Raw genomic sequence first — 16,830 nt, 5'->3', positions numbered from 1 at the left:
GTTAACTGGCAGACTCTTTCGCAGTGTTCAAGACGCGCAAGCGTTCATTGTGACTTTCGCGCGAAATTGGAAAGTGCCGCAAGATAAGAATCCCGATTATCCCGAGCGTTGCCAATGCCACCATATAATAGAGTGCCAATCCATCAAGAACGGAAGCATCAACTTTACCCGGCACTGCATCTTGCGGGAAATTGGCGAAAGTCAGAATCATGCCCGCAAAAAATGTCCCGATGCCGACGGCGCATTTCTGCATGAAAAAATAACCTGCGAAGAACAGGCCTTCCGAACGACGACCTGTCTCTTGCTGCGAGGCTTCGACCACATCGGCCATCATCGACGATGTCAGCATCATCATACCGACGGCGGCACCGTTGGAAACGATCAGGAAGGAGAACATATACAGGATTGACGGATTGTCCGGCGCGCCCGGAACAAGGTCGATCAACCAGCCCAGATACATGGCCGAGTTGAACGCCAGAGAGAGGATGGCAAGCAGGATTGCCGCGTTCTTTTTACCCAGCCGCCCCGACAATGGGGGGACAATTATAAACGCGATAATGACTGTTCCGAACAGGAGTAACGCATAATAGAGCATCTGCATCTGCTCGAGTTGCCACAGAAATGCGAGTTGGTAGTTGGAAAGGGCAAAGGTGATACCCTGGTTTATAAGGCCGAACAGAGCGGCTGACGTAAGCCAGAGAAATGCGCGATTAGAAAGCGTGGCCTTTACCTCGGTCAGTGCATGTCGCAGCCCGGCTCCGCGTGGGGCCGGTGGCGATTGTGCAGCCACCCATTTATGCTGTCCCAATGCCGATATCAGCACGGCGCCAGCCATCATCAATGCACCGCAAAGTGAATATGCATCATAGCCGGCAGGGTCGCTGACACCCTTGGGTCCGGTAAAGAAAATACCATAGGCAAAGATTAGAATGAGCAATCCACCGGCCCATCCGAAGAGAAAACGGTACCGCATCAAGCGCGTCCGCTCGTCATAATCCGCCGTCAATTCGGGGACGAGCGCGATGGACGGAACTTCGCACATCGATACAAGGGTGCGTGCCAGCACAGCCGTGCAGAAAAGCCAAATTACGGTGCCTGTCTGGTCCATCTCCGGCGGGTGCCACAGAAGCATCCAGATAATGCCCAGGGGGATAGCCGACGCATAGAGCCACGGCAGCCGCCGACCCCATTTGCTCTGCGTGCGGTCGCTGAGCTCCCCAATGATTGGATCGGCAAAGGCGTCGAAAATCAGTGCAGCCATGATGACTGTACCAACGATGCCGGCTTCAATGCCCAGCACCTGATTGTAGAAAATCAGCAGGAAGACCGAAAAGCCATTATCCTTGACGCCGTAAGCGACCGAGCCGAGGCCGTGAATCACTTTCAGGGAACGGGGGAGGCGAGCAGCAGCGGTCATACGACGGACAAAATCTTCGAAATTATGGCGAATCGCATGCGTGGGGGGCTCCTCATTCCTGCGCCTATGCTAGGGCCGCGGCCCGACCTGTCAATTGGCGCGGAAATGACGTTACGGCATGCTTCGCTCGCCGATAAGCGCTTGCCTTTCCGCTCGCCGCAGCCCAAAATTTAGCCAAGCAATTAATAGGAGAGCGTCATGTCCGACCTTGAATCATTCCGTGCCGAAGCACGTGCCTGGCTCGAAGAAAACTGCCCACCGGAAATGCGTACCCCCGCAAAAGGGGATGAGGACATTTGTTGGGGTGGCCGCAATTTCAAATTTCAAAGCGAAGCCCAAAAACTGTGGATGGAACGGTGTGCGGCGAAGGGCTACACCGTTCCCGACTGGCCCAAAGCCTATGGTGGTGCAGGTCTTACACCCCAGGAAACCAAAGTGCTGCGCCAGGAAATGGCGAAGCTGGGCTGCCGCAGTCCGCTGAACAGCTTCGGCATCTGGATGCTTGGGCCAGCACTGCTCAAATTCGGGACTGAAGAGCAGAAAGTGCACTATCTGAACCAGATCGCGCGCGGTGAGATCCGTTGGTGCCAGGGCTATTCGGAGCCCGGATCGGGCAGCGACCTTGTGTCGATGCAAACCTATGGTGAGGACAAGGGTGACCATTGGGTCGTAAATGGCCAGAAAATCTGGACATCCTATGCCGATAAGGCCGACTGGATTTTCTGTCTGGTCCGCACCGACAAGACGAACAAATATCAGGGCATCAGTTTCCTTCTGTTCGATATGGAAACGCCGGGTGTTTCGACAAAGCCTATCAAACTGATTTCAGGTAACTCGCCCTTTTGCGAAACATTCTTCGACAATGTCGTTGTGCCGAAGCACCAGATTGTGGGCGAGGTGAACCGCGGCTGGGACGTTGCAAAATATCTGCTTGGCCATGAACGGGAAATGATCTCCGGCATGGGTGGTGACGGCGGCGTCACATCCATTGGTGCGGCGATGAAAGAGGTGCTGGCACAAGAGCCGGTGCTGCGTGCCCAAATGGCGCTTTTCGATGTCGACAACCTGACATTCCGTGCACATGGCGAACGGTTCATGGACGAATGGAAAACAGGCAAGGCGCATCCTGCCTATTCGAATCTGATGAAATATGTCGGAACCGAGCTGAACAAAAAGCGGAACGAGTTGATCATGTCGATTGGCGGTTCGCAGGCTCTCGAATGGGAAAGCGAACGTTCAAATGGCGGTTCCAAGGCTCGCAACTGGTTGCGGACAAAAGCAAACTCCATTGAAGGTGGTACCAGCGAGGTCATGCTCAATGTCGTGTCCAAACGTATCCTCGAAATGCCGGGAGCATAAACATGGCGATGACTTTGAATGACGACCAGATCATGTTGCGCGAAAGCGCTAAAGATTTCATGGCGAGCGAAGCCCCGGTTACCCATTTCCGCAAATATCGCGACATGGGCTGCAAAGACGGGTTCAGTCACGGATTGTGGAAGCAATTTGCCGAAATGGGCTTCACAGGTATTCTGATTCCTGAAGCAGAGGGCGGAATGGGCATGGGCCATATCGAGGCCGGCATTGTGCTCGAAGAAATCGGGCGCAACCTGTCGCCTTCTCCTTTCCTCACAACTTCGGTTGCGGCTGTGGAAGCGCTGAAGCTTGCCGATAAGGCGATGCGCGAGCGTTGGTTCCCGGGCATTTTGGCGGGCGAGACGGTAATCGCGCTCGCCATTGAAGAAGGCATCAAGCACCGGCCCGAAAAAATCGCCTGTAAAGCTGAACGTAGCGGCAATGGATTCAAACTTTCAGGTCAAAAGCAGTTTGTTATCCATGGCACGTCATCCGACATGCTGATTGTTGCAGCACGTACGGCTGGCGCGGCGGGCGAGACGGACGGATTGACCCTTTTTGCCGTGGACAAGGACGCTGCCGGGCTATCGATGGAGGCGGCACGGCTGGTCGACTCGGCTATGGCTGCCCATGTAACTTTGGACGGTGTGCATGTGGATGCCGACGCCGTCATTGGCGAAGTAGATGGCGGCTGGTCGGTCTTGGGGAAAGTGCTTGATGCGGGCCGAGCCGGAGCAGCCGCCGAAATGGTGGGTGTCGGTTCCGGCGCAATGGACATGACTTTTGAGTATCTCAAAACCCGCAAGCAATTTGACCGCGTGATAGGCGAATTCCAAGCGCTCCAACACCGCGCTGCACATCTTTATGGTGAAATGGAAGGAGCCCGTTCAATCGTATTGAAGGCTCAGTCCTTGTTGGACGAAGGACATGCCAAGGCTGAACTTTATGTTGCGGCAGCCAAGGCAAAGGCCGGGATAGCCTGTAATCTTGCTGTACGCGAAGGCGTGCAGATGCATGGCGGCATCGGCATGACCGACGAGTATGACATTGGCCTGTATATGAAGCGCGACCGTAGCCTCAACGAGTTTTTTGGCGACGCTTACTACCATGCCGACCGCGTGGCGACGATGAACGGCTACTAAAACACATGCCCTTTTTTCGGGTATCTAAAAGGATAAATGCACATGGATTTACAGACCCTGTTTAACCTTAAGGATCGCGTTGCGGTCGTTACGGGCGGTTCGCGCGGAATCGGCAAGATGATTGTGGAGGGCTATTTGAACGCGGGCTGTGCGCGCATTTACATCAGTGCTCGGAAAGTAGACCAGATTGAAGCGACGGTTGCCGAATTTGGAGAGAGGGTGATTGGACTGCCGTGTGATCTGTCGACCGTTGAAGGATGCCAGTCCCTTGCCGCCCAGATCGGGGAGCGAGAGGAAAAGGTAGACATACTCGTCAACAATGCGGGCGCAGCTTGGGGCGCGGATTTCGGTACCGTCACGGATGCGCAATGGGACCGGGTCATGGATCTGAATGTGAAAGGCTTGTTCTTCCTGACACAGGCGCTGCATCCGCTGATGAAAAAAGCGGCGACATTTGAACGGCCGGGCAAGGTAATCAACATAGCGTCGATCGACGGGATCAAAATCAACCCGTGGCAGACCTACGCCTACCAAGCGTCAAAAGCTGCAGTTATCCATTTGACCCGTCGTTTGGCTGCCGAGTTAGTCAAAGACAATATTCTGGTGAGCGGAATCGCACCGGGGGCTTTCCAGTCTGAAATGAACAAAGCCGCACGCGATCATGCTGATGCGGTAGCGAAAAATATCCCGTTTCCGCGAATTGGAACGCCTGAAGATATGGCGGGGCTTGCAATCTTTTTAGCTGCCCGTTCCGGCGATTATATCGTCGGCGATACCCTCGCCTGCGATGGCGGCATTGCATATTCCAGTTTGCCGGGAAATGGGATCGCCCCGTAAACACAGCATGACGTTACGTAAATTAGGCGAGTTGCAAAACATGCAACTCGCCTAATTCTTTTCGCAATTGCAGCAAAAGCAACGGCGGATTATCTGCAACTCAACGGCAAGAGATTGCCGAAACGCACTTTAGCCGGCGGGCTCTCTCCTCCTCTCTCCCTCGCCCCCGGTTGAATCGAACGGCCCTCATGCACCGCGTGAGGGCCGTATTCGTTCGGGCCGGTAAACCGGCAGATCCTTATTCTCCATTTTGTCCACCGCAAATCCACCCGCCTGTGGATAAGTCGTCGTTTTCCCCTTTGCGCGACTCGGAAAGTCATGACAATTTTAAGTCATCAGGCAGGACCGCTACGATGCAAAACCGGACCGGAAACGGGAAAGTGGAGCGGAACAGAGGAAATGCAGGATCGCCAAATCAGCAGGCAGTCTGGTCGCAAGACTCAGGAAATGTAGCAGAGACGGCGGGCACGAAGAAAACGAACATCAAGTGCGGCATCATGCAAATGACGCAACGCCGGGTGGGATACCCAAAGTGCCAAGGCGAACCAACAAGGCCTTCGGGCCAAGTTGGGGAACCGGACGTCAGACAGCGGAAAGAATGGCTCTAGTAGCCAAGGACTTCCAACCTCAGACGCAGTGGGCGCTGGCAGCAATGTCAGCGCCCATTTATTTTGCAAAAATGGACCGAACAACTGAGTCCAAATCCGATTCAGTGGATAGGCAAGCCTGCCCTTGGTGTATATTGTCTTTGGGGGGAGACAAAAACACATGTTTATAGGGCATTGGGCTCCGGCACTGGTGGCAGCGACGCACAAGGATGCACCTCCCCTTCCGGTTCTTTTCGTTGCAGCGCAATTGGTCGATTGGGCTTTCTTCCTGCTTTTGATTTTTGGCGTTGAAGCTATGCGGGTAACGCCAGGCATATCGGTGATGAATCCCATGGACCTGTATCATATGCCGTATACGCATAGCCTTTTAGGCTCTTTTGGTTTTGCCAGTGTCTTCGGCCTTCTGATTTTAATGAGCAATCGCAACCGTCAAACTGCGATCATTGCCGGATTAGTGGTGCTGTCGCACTGGTTCCTCGACCTTCTCGTTCACATACCCGATCTGACATTGGCAGGTGCGGAGCCCAAGATGGGAATTGGACTGTGGAATCACCCCGCAATTGAAATGCCGCTGGAACTTGCGCTGACCTTCGGGGCCTTGGGCTTCTTTGCCTTAAAGAAGAAGCCTGGCCGAGTGCCGCTGCTCGCATTAGCGGTCACCCTTCTCGCATTTCAATCTATCAACTGGTTTGGTCCGGTCGAATCCGAAGTGACAATCGGCACAAGCGTGCTGGCATTCGTTGCCTTTGGGCTGGTCACTCTGGTGGCCTGGTGGATGGCACGAACATCATCAAGTTGAAACCGACCAAAGCCACTGGCCAAAATCCCGCACCATCGCTAAGGCGCATCCATGTCCGAGATCACACCCCAAATCGTCGCCGACCATGGTCTGAATGAAGAAGAATATGCGCGTATCCTGCATGCGATGGGGCGCGAACCCAATTTGGTCGAATTGGGCATATTTTCGGTGATGTGGTCTGAGCATTGCTCCTACAAATCGTCACGGATCCATTTGAAAAAGTTGCCCACCAGCGCGCCGTGGGTCATCTGCGGGCCGGGCGAAAATGCCGGTGTTATCGACATCGGAGATGGACCGAACGGCTCCAAGCTAGCCGCCATCTTCAAGATGGAGTCGCACAACCATCCCAGCTACATCGAGCCTTATCAGGGGGCGGCTACAGGTGTCGGCGGCATCTTGCGCGATGTCTTCACAATGGGTGCACGGCCTGTGGCCAATCTGAATGCATTGCGTTTCGGGCGCCCTGACCATCCGAAAATGAAGCATCTGGTTCAGGGTGTGGTTGCCGGGATCGGCGGCTATGGCAATTGCGTCGGTGTACCGACCGTTGGCGGAGAGACCAATTTCCATCCGGCCTATGATGGCAATATCCTGGTCAATGCCATGACCGTTGGAATTGCCGACCAGGACAAGATTTTCTATTCGGCCGCAACCGGCGTAGGCAATCCCATCGTTTATGTCGGTTCCAAAACGGGTCGCGATGGTATCCATGGCGCAACAATGGCGTCGGCTGATTTTGGCGAGGATACAGAAGAAAAGCGGCCAACGGTTCAGGTTGGCGATCCATTTACGGAGAAGCTTTTGATCGAGGCCTGTCTGGAACTGATGGCGTCGGATGCGATTGTTGCAATTCAAGATATGGGCGCTGCCGGGCTGACCAGTTCGAGCGTGGAAATGGCCACAAACGGCAAGGCTGGTATCATTCTCGATATGGACAAGGTTCCGTGCCGCGAAGAAGGCATGACCCCTTATGAAATGATGCTGTCGGAATCGCAGGAACGCATGTTGATGGTCCTGAAGCCCGGGCGTGAGGAATTTGCCAAGGCCATATTTGACAAATGGGAACTGGATTTTGCCGTCATTGGGGAAGTGACTGATACAGGTCACATGGTTCTGACGTGGAAAGGCGAAGCGGTTTGCGACATCCCACTTGGCCCGCTCGCCGAAGATGCACCTCTTTATGATCGGCCTGCGGCTTCGAAAGAAGACTATAAGATTTGGGCCAATGTTAAACCGCTTGGTGCGTTGTCAGAAAGTACCGATGTGGGCGCTGATCTGCTGAAGCTGATGGCGTGCCCTGACCTTGCTTCGCGTGCATGGATTTGGCAACAATATGACAGTCAGGTCGGCGGCGATACAGCGCAGCTTTCTGGCGGTGACGCTGCCGTGGTCCGCATACATGGTACCGGACGCGCTTTGGCCATGAGCACCGACTGCACACCGCGATATTGCTATGCCGATCCTTATGAAGGCGGCAAGCAGGCTGTAGCCGAGACCTATCGTAACATAAGCGCCGTTGGTGCTACACCACTCGCCATCACCAACTGCCTTAACTTTGCCAACCCGCAGCGGCCCGAAATCATGGCCCAAATAGTGGGCTGTTTGGAAGGAATGGCTGATGCCTGCCGGGCACTTGATTATCCCATCGTGTCGGGCAATGTCTCGCTTTACAATGAAAGCAAGGCGACAGGAGGCGGAAGCGCGATCCTGCCGACGCCGGCCATCGGCGGCGTGGGCGTTTTAGATGATGTTCGGACGATGGCGACAATCGGCTTTAAATCGGAAGAAGATATCATCTGGCTTTTGGGACAGGAAGGCACGCATCTTGGGCAATCGCTTTGGCTGCGCGAGATTGCCGGACGCGAAGATGGCGATGCTCCTGTTGTCGATCTAGAGCAGGAACGCCTGCGGAGCGAGCAAGTGCGGCACCTTATTGCAAGCGGAACGGTCAGCGCGGTTCATGACATTAGCGACGGCGGCCTGTTGGTCGCACTTACAGAGATGGCGCTCGCGGGTGGAATAGGCTGCACATTACGCAACCCGCTCACTACTGCCCAGGCTTTTGGAGAGGATCAGGGACGTTACATCCTGACAGCACCTCCCGGCGTTGATGTGGCAAATGCGGTCGCCATAGGGACCGTGGGTGGAACGAAGGTTGCCGGTGTCGAGCTGGCTGACCTGCGCGTCGCCCATGAAAGCTTCTTCCAAGAGTGGATGGAACAATGATCGCATCCACCGGATTATCCTTGATATGACCACAGGATACTCTGGCAAACCGCTTGTAAAGAAGCTGGGCTATAAAGACGGGATGCGCGTATGGTTTGATTCCATGCCGGATAGTGTCCGCGCCGAAATCGCCGAGGCGGGGCTCACCTTATCCGAGGAACTTGTCCCGACATCGGGAGTGCAGGCCGCGCATCTGTTCGTAACCGACAAAATTGCGTTGGGCGAAAAGCTGGAGGCCTTGCGTAAGGTGCTCGACCCGGCAGGATTTATATGGGTTAGCTGGCCCAAAAAAGCCGCGAAAGTCCCCACGGACATTACCGAAGACACAATACGCGCTATTATATTGCCCAACAGCGATTTGGTGGACGTCAAGGTTTGTGCGGTGGATGCTATATGGTCGGGGCTGAAGCTGATGATCCGGAAAGACCGGCGTTAAGCGTTCAATCCTACTGCATCGATGAAGTCATTGGAAAAGGCGTCACGCTCCGCCTGATCTGGTAGCAGGGTTCGCCGGGCCGTGTTCCAACGGTCGATATTTCCACCAAAAGCCGCACGCACCCGGGCCTTTGTCAAATGGTTGGTTTTACCCCAATGCATTGTGAACGGCATTCCTGCGGCCTCGAACCGTTGGGCCACCAGCTTGATCAGCTTTTGTGTGGCCGAAGAATCGATGCCATCAATATCAATGACACAGGTTGGATCGTAACGCGTAAACGACAATATGCCTGGTGATTTTTGCACATATCGACAGGTGAGCACCACGCCTGCCTTCTTGTGCGACCGGAAGGCTTCGGCCATTATTTTTAAGGCATTACTGACCTGCGCAAGTGGGACGCCAAATCCGCTGCTGGCCACACCACGCCGTGCGTCGGTGAAGGTATATGCCTGACCTGGCGTTTTCCACTTTTCCGGTTTGCCTATTTCGCTCTGCTCCTTGAGCAATATCTCCATCAGCAGCCATGTCGCCAAATCACGAAATGCCGGGTCCAGCTTGATGATGTCGCCAATCAATTTCGGCAAGTCGGTACCGTCGCCATTCTCTTTCTTCAAATTGTAAGCCACCTGCCGGTTGGGCTCGCAGACTTCCTTGTAGCGGACAGTGCAATATACTTTCGCCCGGTCACCCTCCTCCCACAGATCATCGGGGTCAATGATCGCTTGGAAGAAATAGGGACGACGGCTTTCGTCGGGAATACCGGACCCCCGAAAATCGAGTGAATTCAAGGCTGCCTTGATCTGCCCGTATCGGATCCGTCGCAACGAGGTGTTGAGCAGATACCGCCCCGTCGCGCAGATAAGCACCGAATGGATGATGCCCAGCGAACCCAGGCTAACGAGCGCCGCTTCGAAAAGCGTGTCATCACGTACAAGTTCGGCACCCAGCCGCGCGGCGAATGCATCTTGCATGACAGGTGCGCTCGCGCGCTCGATCCACATATTGCGGTTTGCGGTCAACAATTGGATGCCGAGCACCTGGCTCTCCATGCCTCCGACATCTAATGCGGATCCATGGACGCCTGTTCCCAGAGCGCCCGCAATTGTCTGCCCGTTGCTCGCTCCGGATGTACGCAATGCCTTACGTCTCTGACTATTGGGCAAGACATTGTTGGGCGATTCCAGCGTTTCGTTGATACGCGCGATCAGTGTCCCGCATTGACAGAGCAACAGTTCATCGTGCGTTACGTGGGATTCCGGGTGGATATCATTTGCGTTGAAGGCAAAGCGCCAATCAAGCTTGTTCGTTTCCACGATCCAGCCATTCGTCACAGCCGGTATATCAGAAAAAGACCAATGCGATCCAACGGCCCTGATGCGCTTGCCCGCGGCCAGCGCATCCCGGATGACCTGCTGCAACCGACCAGCCGTAGCCTTCATTCCGGCGTAGGATGGTGACTTCGGGGTTTCGTTCCGTACCGTCAGTATTTTTGCGACGGGAATGCTAACATTTTCGTGATGATTGACCCAATTCGCCGCATTGCGGCTGTCAACGAATGTGTCGGGCATGGCTACCCTCCCCCTTTCCTCCAAAAGGCGACATGGTCCTTTGGACTCAAGCCGAAAATTGCCGGTACGACCAAGGGGATTGTTTCAGGCTTGTGTGCCCGACGCAATCGAAAAAGGGGTTAACCCGCCGATAAGGAACGCAATTTTGGTGATTGAACCTGTTTAGGCAGGGGCAGCCAGCAGATTATACGGGTCAACGCCACCCAAACGCATAGCCTCATGCGCAGCATGATAGGCGACGGGTTCGGCTATGCCCAAGCGCTTGCGCGCATCGGCGAGAGGCTCCTTCAGCAATTCCACAATGTCTTCATGGACAATATTCTTAGCCGCATTGCCGATGCGATAGCCTTCGTGCACAGCCTTCATGATGGGGGCAGAGCGTGCCACGCGCCGCTTCAATTCAAAACCGCCCGCATAAGCAATGAAGCCGACGCCGAGGTTGCGGTTCTGTGCATAGGTGAATGCCAGAACGCACTGCTCGCCAAGCGCGTCACGGCCATATCCGGTCAACACATGAAGCATGTCGTGCGTGTCCCGCAGGCGATCGCCATAACGGTCAATACCATCTTCGTAGCGCACGCCCGCGTCGGTAAATTTTGCATATTCGGCCTCAAGACCAGCTGCGCTCAATCCTTCACGCTCCATAAAGTCTACATAAGCGCGACCAACCGTGCCCGCAGGCAGCTTCTTGATGCTGTCATGGTCGTCCAGCACGTCAATCAGACGCTGGTTGCTTGCAAGTATCCGCTGTCCCTTGTCGCTATGCCAGAATTTGCTCGCGATCTGACGGAATTTGCGGCCCCGTAACGCAGCAATAATGTGAAAGACCTGCTCCGTATCTTCCTTGTCTGCGATCAGTTTTCGGAAATGATGCAAGGCCTTCAAAGGACGAAATTCGCTTGAGGGACGCATCGGGTGATGGAATGGCACAGCAGTCATCGGGGGGGACTCCAATAAGATTCTAAGTTTAGATATTTTCTACCTACATCAATGTCAATAATAAAAGCTTAAAGCGCTGGACGCGCTGCAGGACCCGCTGTATTAGCCAAACAATACAGGGAGGCATGCATGCAGCCAGAATCAGATCGCTATCTTACGCTCGATGCCATGCGGGGTTTCGCGGTGATGGGAATATTGGCGATGAACATCATCGCTTTTGCCATGCCGGAATGGGCATATGTTACGCCGATAGCTTATGGCGGGCTGTCGACGGAGAACCAGATATCCTGGATTTTTTCCTTCATCTTTATCGACGGGAAAATGCGCGGACTGTTTTCACTCCTATTTGGCGCGAGCATGATGCTGATCATTGAACGAGCACAGGCAAAAGGCGAAAGCGCCGCAAAAATCCACTATTCCCGAATGTTCTGGTTGGCGCTGTTCGGGCTGGCGCATTACTTCTTTCTCTGGTTCGGGGACATTCTGTTTCTGTATGCCAGCGTCGGGTGCATTGCTTTCCGTTTCCGGAATTGGCAGCCAGAACGTCTTATAAAATGGGCGCTGATCATTTTCGGGCTCGGGGTGCTGTTTTGGGGGCTGCAAATGGGTGGTCTACAAATACTGCAATATTTTGCCACGCAACCCAACGCAGATGCTGATATGGTCGCGCGATATGATGAAATCATACGCAGCAACGATTTTGACCTCAATGTTGCGGACGAACTCGCACTGCACCGTGGCGCATATTGGCCGATCGTCAGTGAAAAACTATCGGAATGGTATACGCCTTTGGCGGCAGTACTGCAGTCGATAGCCGAAACCTTGCCACTAATGATGATCGGTATGGCCATGAAGAAAAATGGTTTCATTACCGGCGAGTGGGATAGACCAATCTATATCCTTTGGGCGAGAAAGCTGGTTCCCGGTGGATTGATCGCGAGTGCGGCGCTTGCTGGCTACCTTGTCGCTGTCGATTATGATCTCATTAATTCTCTCGCCGTGTTTTTGGCGTGGAGCGCAATTCCACGTCTGATGCTTACCGTTGGATATGCGGCATTACTGATTTTACTAATCGGGCGGATCTCGCATCAAAAATTCATCAAGCGCGTTGCCGCGACGGGACAGGCTGCGTTCACTAATTATCTCGGCACCAGTATCCTTATGACGACGCTTTTTTACGGATATGGCTTTGGCTTCTTTGGCCATGTAAGCCGTATCGCTTTGTGGCCCGTTGTCTTTGCTATGTGGGCCCTGATGCTGCTGTGGGCACAACCCTGGCTTACACGATATCGCTACGGTCCACTTGAGTGGTTATGGCGCAGCCTGGCGCGTGGCGGCCTGCAACGGATGAAGCGCTAAAGTTATTGCAATCAATTCGCATTAACGGTAAGCTCCTTTTGTCAGGAGCGAATCTATGGTCGTTTGCGTGTGTAATGCCATCAGGGAAAAAGACTTGCGCGCCGCGGTACGCTCCGGGTCTGATCGTCCCAATGATGTATATGCGCGTCTCGGTCGCAAGCCGAAATGTGGCCAGTGCCTTTCTTTCGCGCGTAATATTATCAGTGCGGGACCTGCAACAGCTTAGCAATATCAATATAAAAATCCGCCCGATTCTGCGGATTTTTGCCTTCACTTGGTAGGCTTTCGCCGTTATCTTCGGCTCTCCATATCACAGGAGACAAGCCATGAAGGGCGACGCTAAAGTTATCGAGTTTTTGAACGAGGCGCTCAAAAACGAACTGACCGCAGTCAACCAATATTGGCTGCATTACCGGATGCTTGATAATTGGGGCGTCGCCAAACTCGCCCATTTTGAACGGCATGAATCAATCGATGAAATGAAGCATGCTGACCGCCTTTCCGAGCGCATTCTGTTTTTGGATGGCTTGCCAAATTTCCAGCTTCTTGGTCGCTTGCGTATTGGTGAAACGGTTGAGGAAATTCTGAAGGCCGATTTGGAACTTGAATATGAGGCGCTACCCTTGCTGAAGGATGCAATCGCCTATTCCGAAAGTGTACGTGACTATGTGAGCCGCGATCTTTTTGCTGATATTCTCGAAAGCGAAGAAGAGCATGTTGATATGCTCGAAAAGCAGTTCGACATGATTGCTCGCATGGGCATTGAAAACTACGTGCAGTTGCAGTCGAAACCCGCAGAGGACTGAATTAAATCAGGATTTCGTAATCGTCGCGGGTTAACCGTAGCTCATTCCGCCAAGGGCGTTGCGCTGGCCAAAGCTGACTGGGCGTCGCTCAACGAGAGGACTTGCTTCGGATTCTAGCGCTGCAAGTGTTGCTTCAAACACAGGGCGTAAGCGGACAACCTTTTCAACGAGCTCCGACGGGTCGATTTGGATTTCGACATAATGGCGCGCAGCTATTTCAATTTCTTCAGCGAGCAATGCCAGTTGATCCGCACCAAATTGCCAGGATTCGCCCTTTAGCGTATGTGCAGGAATGACGAGCTTGGCAGAATCCCGGAGCCGCATGGCCTCTTCAATCGCGGCAACAGACTTGGTGCCGTCTTCGCGGAAATAGCCGAGAATTCGCACAAATCCTGCACCCAGCAGGTTGCGGGTCTCGGTAAATGTCTTCCAGTCGATCAGATCATCTGGCTTATCGGTCAACGCGCTGCTCCATGGACAACGGAAATGGTCCTGTCGGTTTCCTTTACACTAGCAGAAGTAAACAGAGCGTTGATGAATTCTGTTTGTCAGTATTCGGGTGCACGGCCTAATTGTCCGCGAAAGGGTTCTTTGAAGAGCGGAAGTTTATGCGAACCGGCACGGCGCCGAAATCCAGATCTCGGCGAATTCCATTAAGCAGATAGCGTGCATAACTGGCCGGCAACTCGTCCGTACGGTTGCCAAAGATCACAAATGTAGGTGGTCGATTGCGTGCCTGCGTCATGTAGCGCAGTTTTATGCGCTTGCCGCCAGGGGCAGGCGGGGGATTCGCCGCGATTGCCGCCTCAAACCAGCGGTTGAGAATGCCCGTTGGAACGCGTTTGTTCCATGCTTCGCGCGCATCGAAGGCGGCCGAAATCAGGGAATCGAGACCTTTGCCGGTCATGGCCGAAACGGCAATTAAAGGAACGCCTTTTAACTGCGACAAACCTTCTTCCAATGCTGCACGAATGCCATTGAACAGACTGCTCGCATTCTCGGCGACATCCCATTTGTTAATAGCAATGATGAGTGCGCGGCCTTCCTGGATCACATGATCTGCAATTTTGAGATCTTGCACTTCCAGACCCTTGGTCGCATCCAACAAAAGTACCACGACTTCTGCAAAGTCGATGGCATGGCGTGCATCAGCAACCGATAGTTTCTCGAGCTTATCCTGAACTTTTGCGCGTTTGCGCATTCCGGCCGTATCGATCAAACGTACACGCCGTTCCGTCCAAAGAGGTGGAATATTGCCATCTTCATCCGGCTCACGCTGTTTGGGATTGGGGTCATTCCATATCCAGTCGATAGAAATGCTATCGCGTGTAATGCCTGCTTCAGGACCGGTAATAAGACGATTCTCGCCAAGCAGTTTATTAATGAGGGTGGATTTGCCCGCGTTGGGGCGCCCAACGATCGCCAATTTCAAAATAGCATCCGGTGCTTCCGGATCCTGAATCTCGAAGGTGCCGCCATCGATATGGGGCAACAGTGCCTGAAACAGGTCAGCCATGCCTTCGCCATGCTCGCCGCTGATTGCGATTGGCTCGCCAAAGCCGAGCGCATAGCTTTCGAGGATACCGTTGTCGCCTTGCTTGCCCTCGGCCTTGTTCACCGCAAGAACGACAGGGGTCGCGCTTCCGCGCAACCAGCGAGCTATTTCTTCATCAAGCGGTGTGACGCCTGCTCGCCCGTCGATCAGGAAAAGCGCAACCTGTGCTCCTGCTATTGCAGCTTCGGTTTGCATTCGCATGCGGCCGGGCAGCGTGTCAGGATCCTCATCCTCATAACCGGCGGTGTCGACGATGGTGAATTCAAGATCGAACAGTCGGCCTTGACCTTCCCGCCGGTCGCGGGTGACGCCGGGCGTATCATCAACAAGCGCAAGCTTTTTGCCCACAAGGCGGTTGAACAATGTCGACTTGCCGACATTAGGCCGACCGATAATGGCTACCGTCGGCAACATGCCGTCACTACTCCTTCAATTTACCCGCGAAAGGCCGAAACACGGCCCGAATCGTCGAGAATGTAAAGCGTGTTGTTCGCGACAATGGGAGCGAGCGACACGGGCGATTTGAGATCAAACACTTCACTTGCCGTACCGTCTGCTGGGGAAACCGACCAGATATTGCCGCGCGAACTGGCCACAATCAGACGGCCTCCGGCGAGGACAGGACCATACCAGCTAATGGGACCCTTTTTCTTTTCCTCATTGTCGTACCGCTGCAACTTGGAAATCCAGCGAATTTTTCCGCTGGAACGTGCCACGCATAACAGTCGCGCTTCGTCTGTCATGACAAAGACCCACTCGCCCGCTGTCACAGGCGTGGAAATGCCGGCAATATTGATTTCCCAGATACGCTGACCCGTTACCAGTTCATAGGATGCCATACGGCCACCCTTGCCCAAGGCAAAAACCCGGCCGCGGTCGATCACCGGATCGGCGTCAATATCGGTCAGTGTCGAAACCGACGTCGACATGGCTGTGCGCGACAGCGTATCGGTCCAAAGGCTGCGTCCATTTTCGTAACGGTATGCGGCCAGTTCACCGCTGGAATAACCTGCAATGATGGTACCCTGGGCCGCTGCAGGTGCGCCGACGCCGAAGATGCCGGATGCGGAAACTGGGCCGGCTTCATTCCATTGGGCTTCGCCATCGCTTTGGCGAAGGGCGTAAATCTGGTTGTCCTGCGTCATGACATAGACATTGCCATTCGACAGCGTCGGTGCACCGCGCAACGGTCCAGCCGGACGCTTTTTCCAGCTCAGTGCGCCGGTGTCGGCGGCAAGGGCTGCCACATCACCGACGCCGTTGGTGGCAAAAACCAGAGTGCTGGTCGCGCTAACCCCGCCGCCGAAGCGCGAAGGCTTTCCATCATCATCTATCTCGAGAGCATTGGACCAGATCTGCGCACCGCTGTTCGCGTCGAGGGCGGTGACGCGTGCGGTTGTGTCAACCACATAGACGCGTGAATCGCTGACGACCGGGCTTGCGGCGAGGCGTGCCCGCGGGTTTGCGCCGGTCACATTGGCGCTCCAGATGCGGGACAGGCCTTGGCCCAGTTCAACATGTCCAGGCGATTTGGAAGCGTTCCCGCCCGGCTGGGCCCATGCTTCGTTGACAATAGCCGGGGGCAAAATAACGGCCACATTGGCAAGAGCCGGATCGACTTCCATGTCGCGTTCGGTTCCCAGAATGTCGACTCGGTTGCCGACAGTTGGCGTATTGTTTTTCTTGCCTGCATCGCCACGCACGCCATCCAACACGGCGCAGCCGCCAAGTGATGCAGATGCGGCAAGAGCCAGTAGCAATTTTGCGCTGATCTTCACTTAA

The 16,830-nt window shown here is 54.3% G+C and carries 15 protein-coding genes; 9 read left to right on the top strand and 6 right to left on the bottom strand.

The annotated features are described in order from the left end of the window. Nucleotide 1: 1 nt before the first annotated feature. The gene (locus FOM92_RS11405; RefSeq protein WP_143776990.1) at nucleotides 2-1,417 is read right to left on the bottom strand and encodes an MFS transporter; all 1,416 of its coding nucleotides are present in this window, start codon (nucleotides 1,415-1,417) and stop codon (nucleotides 2-4) included. Nucleotides 1,418-1,615: 198 nt separating this feature from the next. Between FOM92_RS11405 and FOM92_RS11400 the strand changes: the two genes are divergently transcribed. From FOM92_RS11400 to FOM92_RS11375, 6 genes are all read left to right on the top strand, one after another. After that, nucleotides 1,616-2,776 (top strand): acyl-CoA dehydrogenase family protein, encoded by a 1,161-nt coding sequence (locus FOM92_RS11400; protein ID WP_143776989.1) that lies wholly within the window; start codon nucleotides 1,616-1,618, stop codon nucleotides 2,774-2,776. 2 nt (nucleotides 2,777-2,778) lie between these two features. Next, complete coding sequence (locus tag FOM92_RS11395) at nucleotides 2,779-3,915, top strand: acyl-CoA dehydrogenase family protein (protein ID WP_143776988.1); 1,137 nt, start codon at nucleotides 2,779-2,781, stop codon at nucleotides 3,913-3,915. A 42-nt stretch (nucleotides 3,916-3,957) separates the two neighbouring features. Next, nucleotides 3,958-4,752, top strand: a complete 795-nt coding sequence (locus FOM92_RS11390; protein WP_143776987.1) for an SDR family NAD(P)-dependent oxidoreductase — start codon at nucleotides 3,958-3,960, stop codon at nucleotides 4,750-4,752. 735 nt (nucleotides 4,753-5,487) lie between these two features. Continuing rightward, on the top strand, nucleotides 5,488-6,159 hold the full coding sequence (locus tag FOM92_RS11385) for a hypothetical protein (RefSeq protein ID WP_246087270.1): 672 nt from the start codon (nucleotides 5,488-5,490) through the stop codon (nucleotides 6,157-6,159). 51 nt (nucleotides 6,160-6,210) lie between these two features. Further along, nucleotides 6,211-8,385, top strand: a complete 2,175-nt coding sequence (gene purL / locus FOM92_RS11380) for a phosphoribosylformylglycinamidine synthase subunit PurL (protein ID WP_143776986.1) — start codon at nucleotides 6,211-6,213, stop codon at nucleotides 8,383-8,385. Further along, nucleotides 8,351-8,821: a hypothetical protein gene (locus tag FOM92_RS11375; RefSeq protein ID WP_342778181.1), complete on the top strand. Its 471-nt coding sequence runs from the start codon at nucleotides 8,351-8,353 to the stop codon at nucleotides 8,819-8,821. The genes purL and FOM92_RS11375 overlap by 35 nt, the downstream gene beginning before the upstream one ends. Here FOM92_RS11375 and FOM92_RS11370 read toward each other — a convergent pair. Both FOM92_RS11370 and FOM92_RS11365 read right to left on the bottom strand, forming a co-directional pair. After that, nucleotides 8,818-10,389, bottom strand: coding sequence for an FAD-binding oxidoreductase (locus tag FOM92_RS11370; RefSeq protein WP_143776985.1), 1,572 nt, complete (start codon nucleotides 10,387-10,389; stop codon nucleotides 8,818-8,820). The two genes, FOM92_RS11375 and FOM92_RS11370, sit on opposite strands and share 4 nt — an antisense overlap. A 162-nt stretch (nucleotides 10,390-10,551) precedes the next feature. After that, nucleotides 10,552-11,328 carry a Coq4 family protein gene (locus FOM92_RS11365; RefSeq protein WP_143776984.1) on the bottom strand — a complete coding sequence of 259 codons (777 nt, stop codon included), beginning with the start codon at nucleotides 11,326-11,328 and terminating at the stop codon, nucleotides 10,552-10,554. 129 nt (nucleotides 11,329-11,457) lie between these two features. On the opposite strand from FOM92_RS11365, the gene FOM92_RS11360 reads away from it, so the two are divergent. The 3 genes from FOM92_RS11360 (at nucleotide 11,458) to bfr (ending at nucleotide 13,493) form a co-directional block, all read left to right on the top strand. Then, complete coding sequence (locus FOM92_RS11360; protein ID WP_143776983.1) at nucleotides 11,458-12,687, top strand: DUF418 domain-containing protein; 1,230 nt, start codon at nucleotides 11,458-11,460, stop codon at nucleotides 12,685-12,687. 55 nt (nucleotides 12,688-12,742) lie between these two features. Continuing rightward, the gene (locus FOM92_RS11355) at nucleotides 12,743-12,913 is read left to right on the top strand and encodes a (2Fe-2S)-binding protein (RefSeq protein WP_143776982.1); all 171 of its coding nucleotides are present in this window, start codon (nucleotides 12,743-12,745) and stop codon (nucleotides 12,911-12,913) included. A 100-nt stretch (nucleotides 12,914-13,013) separates the two neighbouring features. Beyond that, nucleotides 13,014-13,493 (top strand): bacterioferritin, encoded by a 480-nt coding sequence (gene bfr, locus FOM92_RS11350; RefSeq protein ID WP_143776981.1) that lies wholly within the window; start codon nucleotides 13,014-13,016, stop codon nucleotides 13,491-13,493. 30 nt (nucleotides 13,494-13,523) lie between these two features. Here the strand turns inward: bfr and FOM92_RS11345 are convergent, their stop codons facing one another. The 3 genes from FOM92_RS11345 to FOM92_RS11335 form a co-directional block, all read right to left on the bottom strand. Next, nucleotides 13,524-13,955, bottom strand: a complete 432-nt coding sequence (locus FOM92_RS11345) for an Hpt domain-containing protein (protein ID WP_143776980.1) — start codon at nucleotides 13,953-13,955, stop codon at nucleotides 13,524-13,526. Nucleotides 13,956-14,061: 106 nt separating this feature from the next. After that, nucleotides 14,062-15,462 carry a ribosome biogenesis GTPase Der gene (der, locus tag FOM92_RS11340; protein WP_143776979.1) on the bottom strand — a complete coding sequence of 467 codons (1,401 nt, stop codon included), beginning with the start codon at nucleotides 15,460-15,462 and terminating at the stop codon, nucleotides 14,062-14,064. A gap of 20 nt (nucleotides 15,463-15,482) precedes the next feature. Next, nucleotides 15,483-16,826, bottom strand: a complete 1,344-nt coding sequence (locus tag FOM92_RS11335) for an outer membrane protein assembly factor BamB family protein (RefSeq protein WP_143776978.1) — start codon at nucleotides 16,824-16,826, stop codon at nucleotides 15,483-15,485. Nucleotides 16,827-16,830: the final 4 nt, after the last annotated feature.

The organism is Sphingorhabdus contaminans, from assembly GCF_007280415.1.
Lineage (GTDB): Bacteria > Pseudomonadota > Alphaproteobacteria > Sphingomonadales > Sphingomonadaceae > Sphingorhabdus_B > Sphingorhabdus_B contaminans.
This window is presented reverse-complemented; position numbering and strand designations above follow the sequence as displayed.

What these genes read in the sequence shown, in the direction of transcription:
- FOM92_RS11405 (WP_143776990.1), bottom strand. Translation starts at nt 1,417, where the DNA reads ATGACCGCTGCTGCTCGCCTCCCCCGTTCCCTGAAAGTGATTCACGGC.
- FOM92_RS11400 (WP_143776989.1), top strand. Translation starts at nt 1,616, where the DNA reads ATGTCCGACCTTGAATCATTCCGTGCCGAAGCACGTGCCTGGCTCGAA.
- FOM92_RS11395 (WP_143776988.1), top strand. Translation starts at nt 2,779, where the DNA reads ATGGCGATGACTTTGAATGACGACCAGATCATGTTGCGCGAAAGCGCT.
- FOM92_RS11390 (WP_143776987.1), top strand. Translation starts at nt 3,958, where the DNA reads ATGGATTTACAGACCCTGTTTAACCTTAAGGATCGCGTTGCGGTCGTT.
- purL (WP_143776986.1), top strand. Translation starts at nt 6,211, where the DNA reads ATGTCCGAGATCACACCCCAAATCGTCGCCGACCATGGTCTGAATGAA.
- FOM92_RS11375 (WP_342778181.1), top strand. Translation starts at nt 8,351, where the DNA reads ATGAAAGCTTCTTCCAAGAGTGGATGGAACAATGATCGCATCCACCGG.
- FOM92_RS11370 (WP_143776985.1), bottom strand. Translation starts at nt 10,389, where the DNA reads ATGCCCGACACATTCGTTGACAGCCGCAATGCGGCGAATTGGGTCAAT.
- FOM92_RS11365 (WP_143776984.1), bottom strand. Translation starts at nt 11,328, where the DNA reads ATGACTGCTGTGCCATTCCATCACCCGATGCGTCCCTCAAGCGAATTT.
- FOM92_RS11360 (WP_143776983.1), top strand. Translation starts at nt 11,458, where the DNA reads ATGCAGCCAGAATCAGATCGCTATCTTACGCTCGATGCCATGCGGGGT.
- FOM92_RS11355 (WP_143776982.1), top strand. Translation starts at nt 12,743, where the DNA reads ATGGTCGTTTGCGTGTGTAATGCCATCAGGGAAAAAGACTTGCGCGCC.
- bfr (WP_143776981.1), top strand. Translation starts at nt 13,014, where the DNA reads ATGAAGGGCGACGCTAAAGTTATCGAGTTTTTGAACGAGGCGCTCAAA.
- der (WP_143776979.1), bottom strand. Translation starts at nt 15,462, where the DNA reads ATGTTGCCGACGGTAGCCATTATCGGTCGGCCTAATGTCGGCAAGTCG.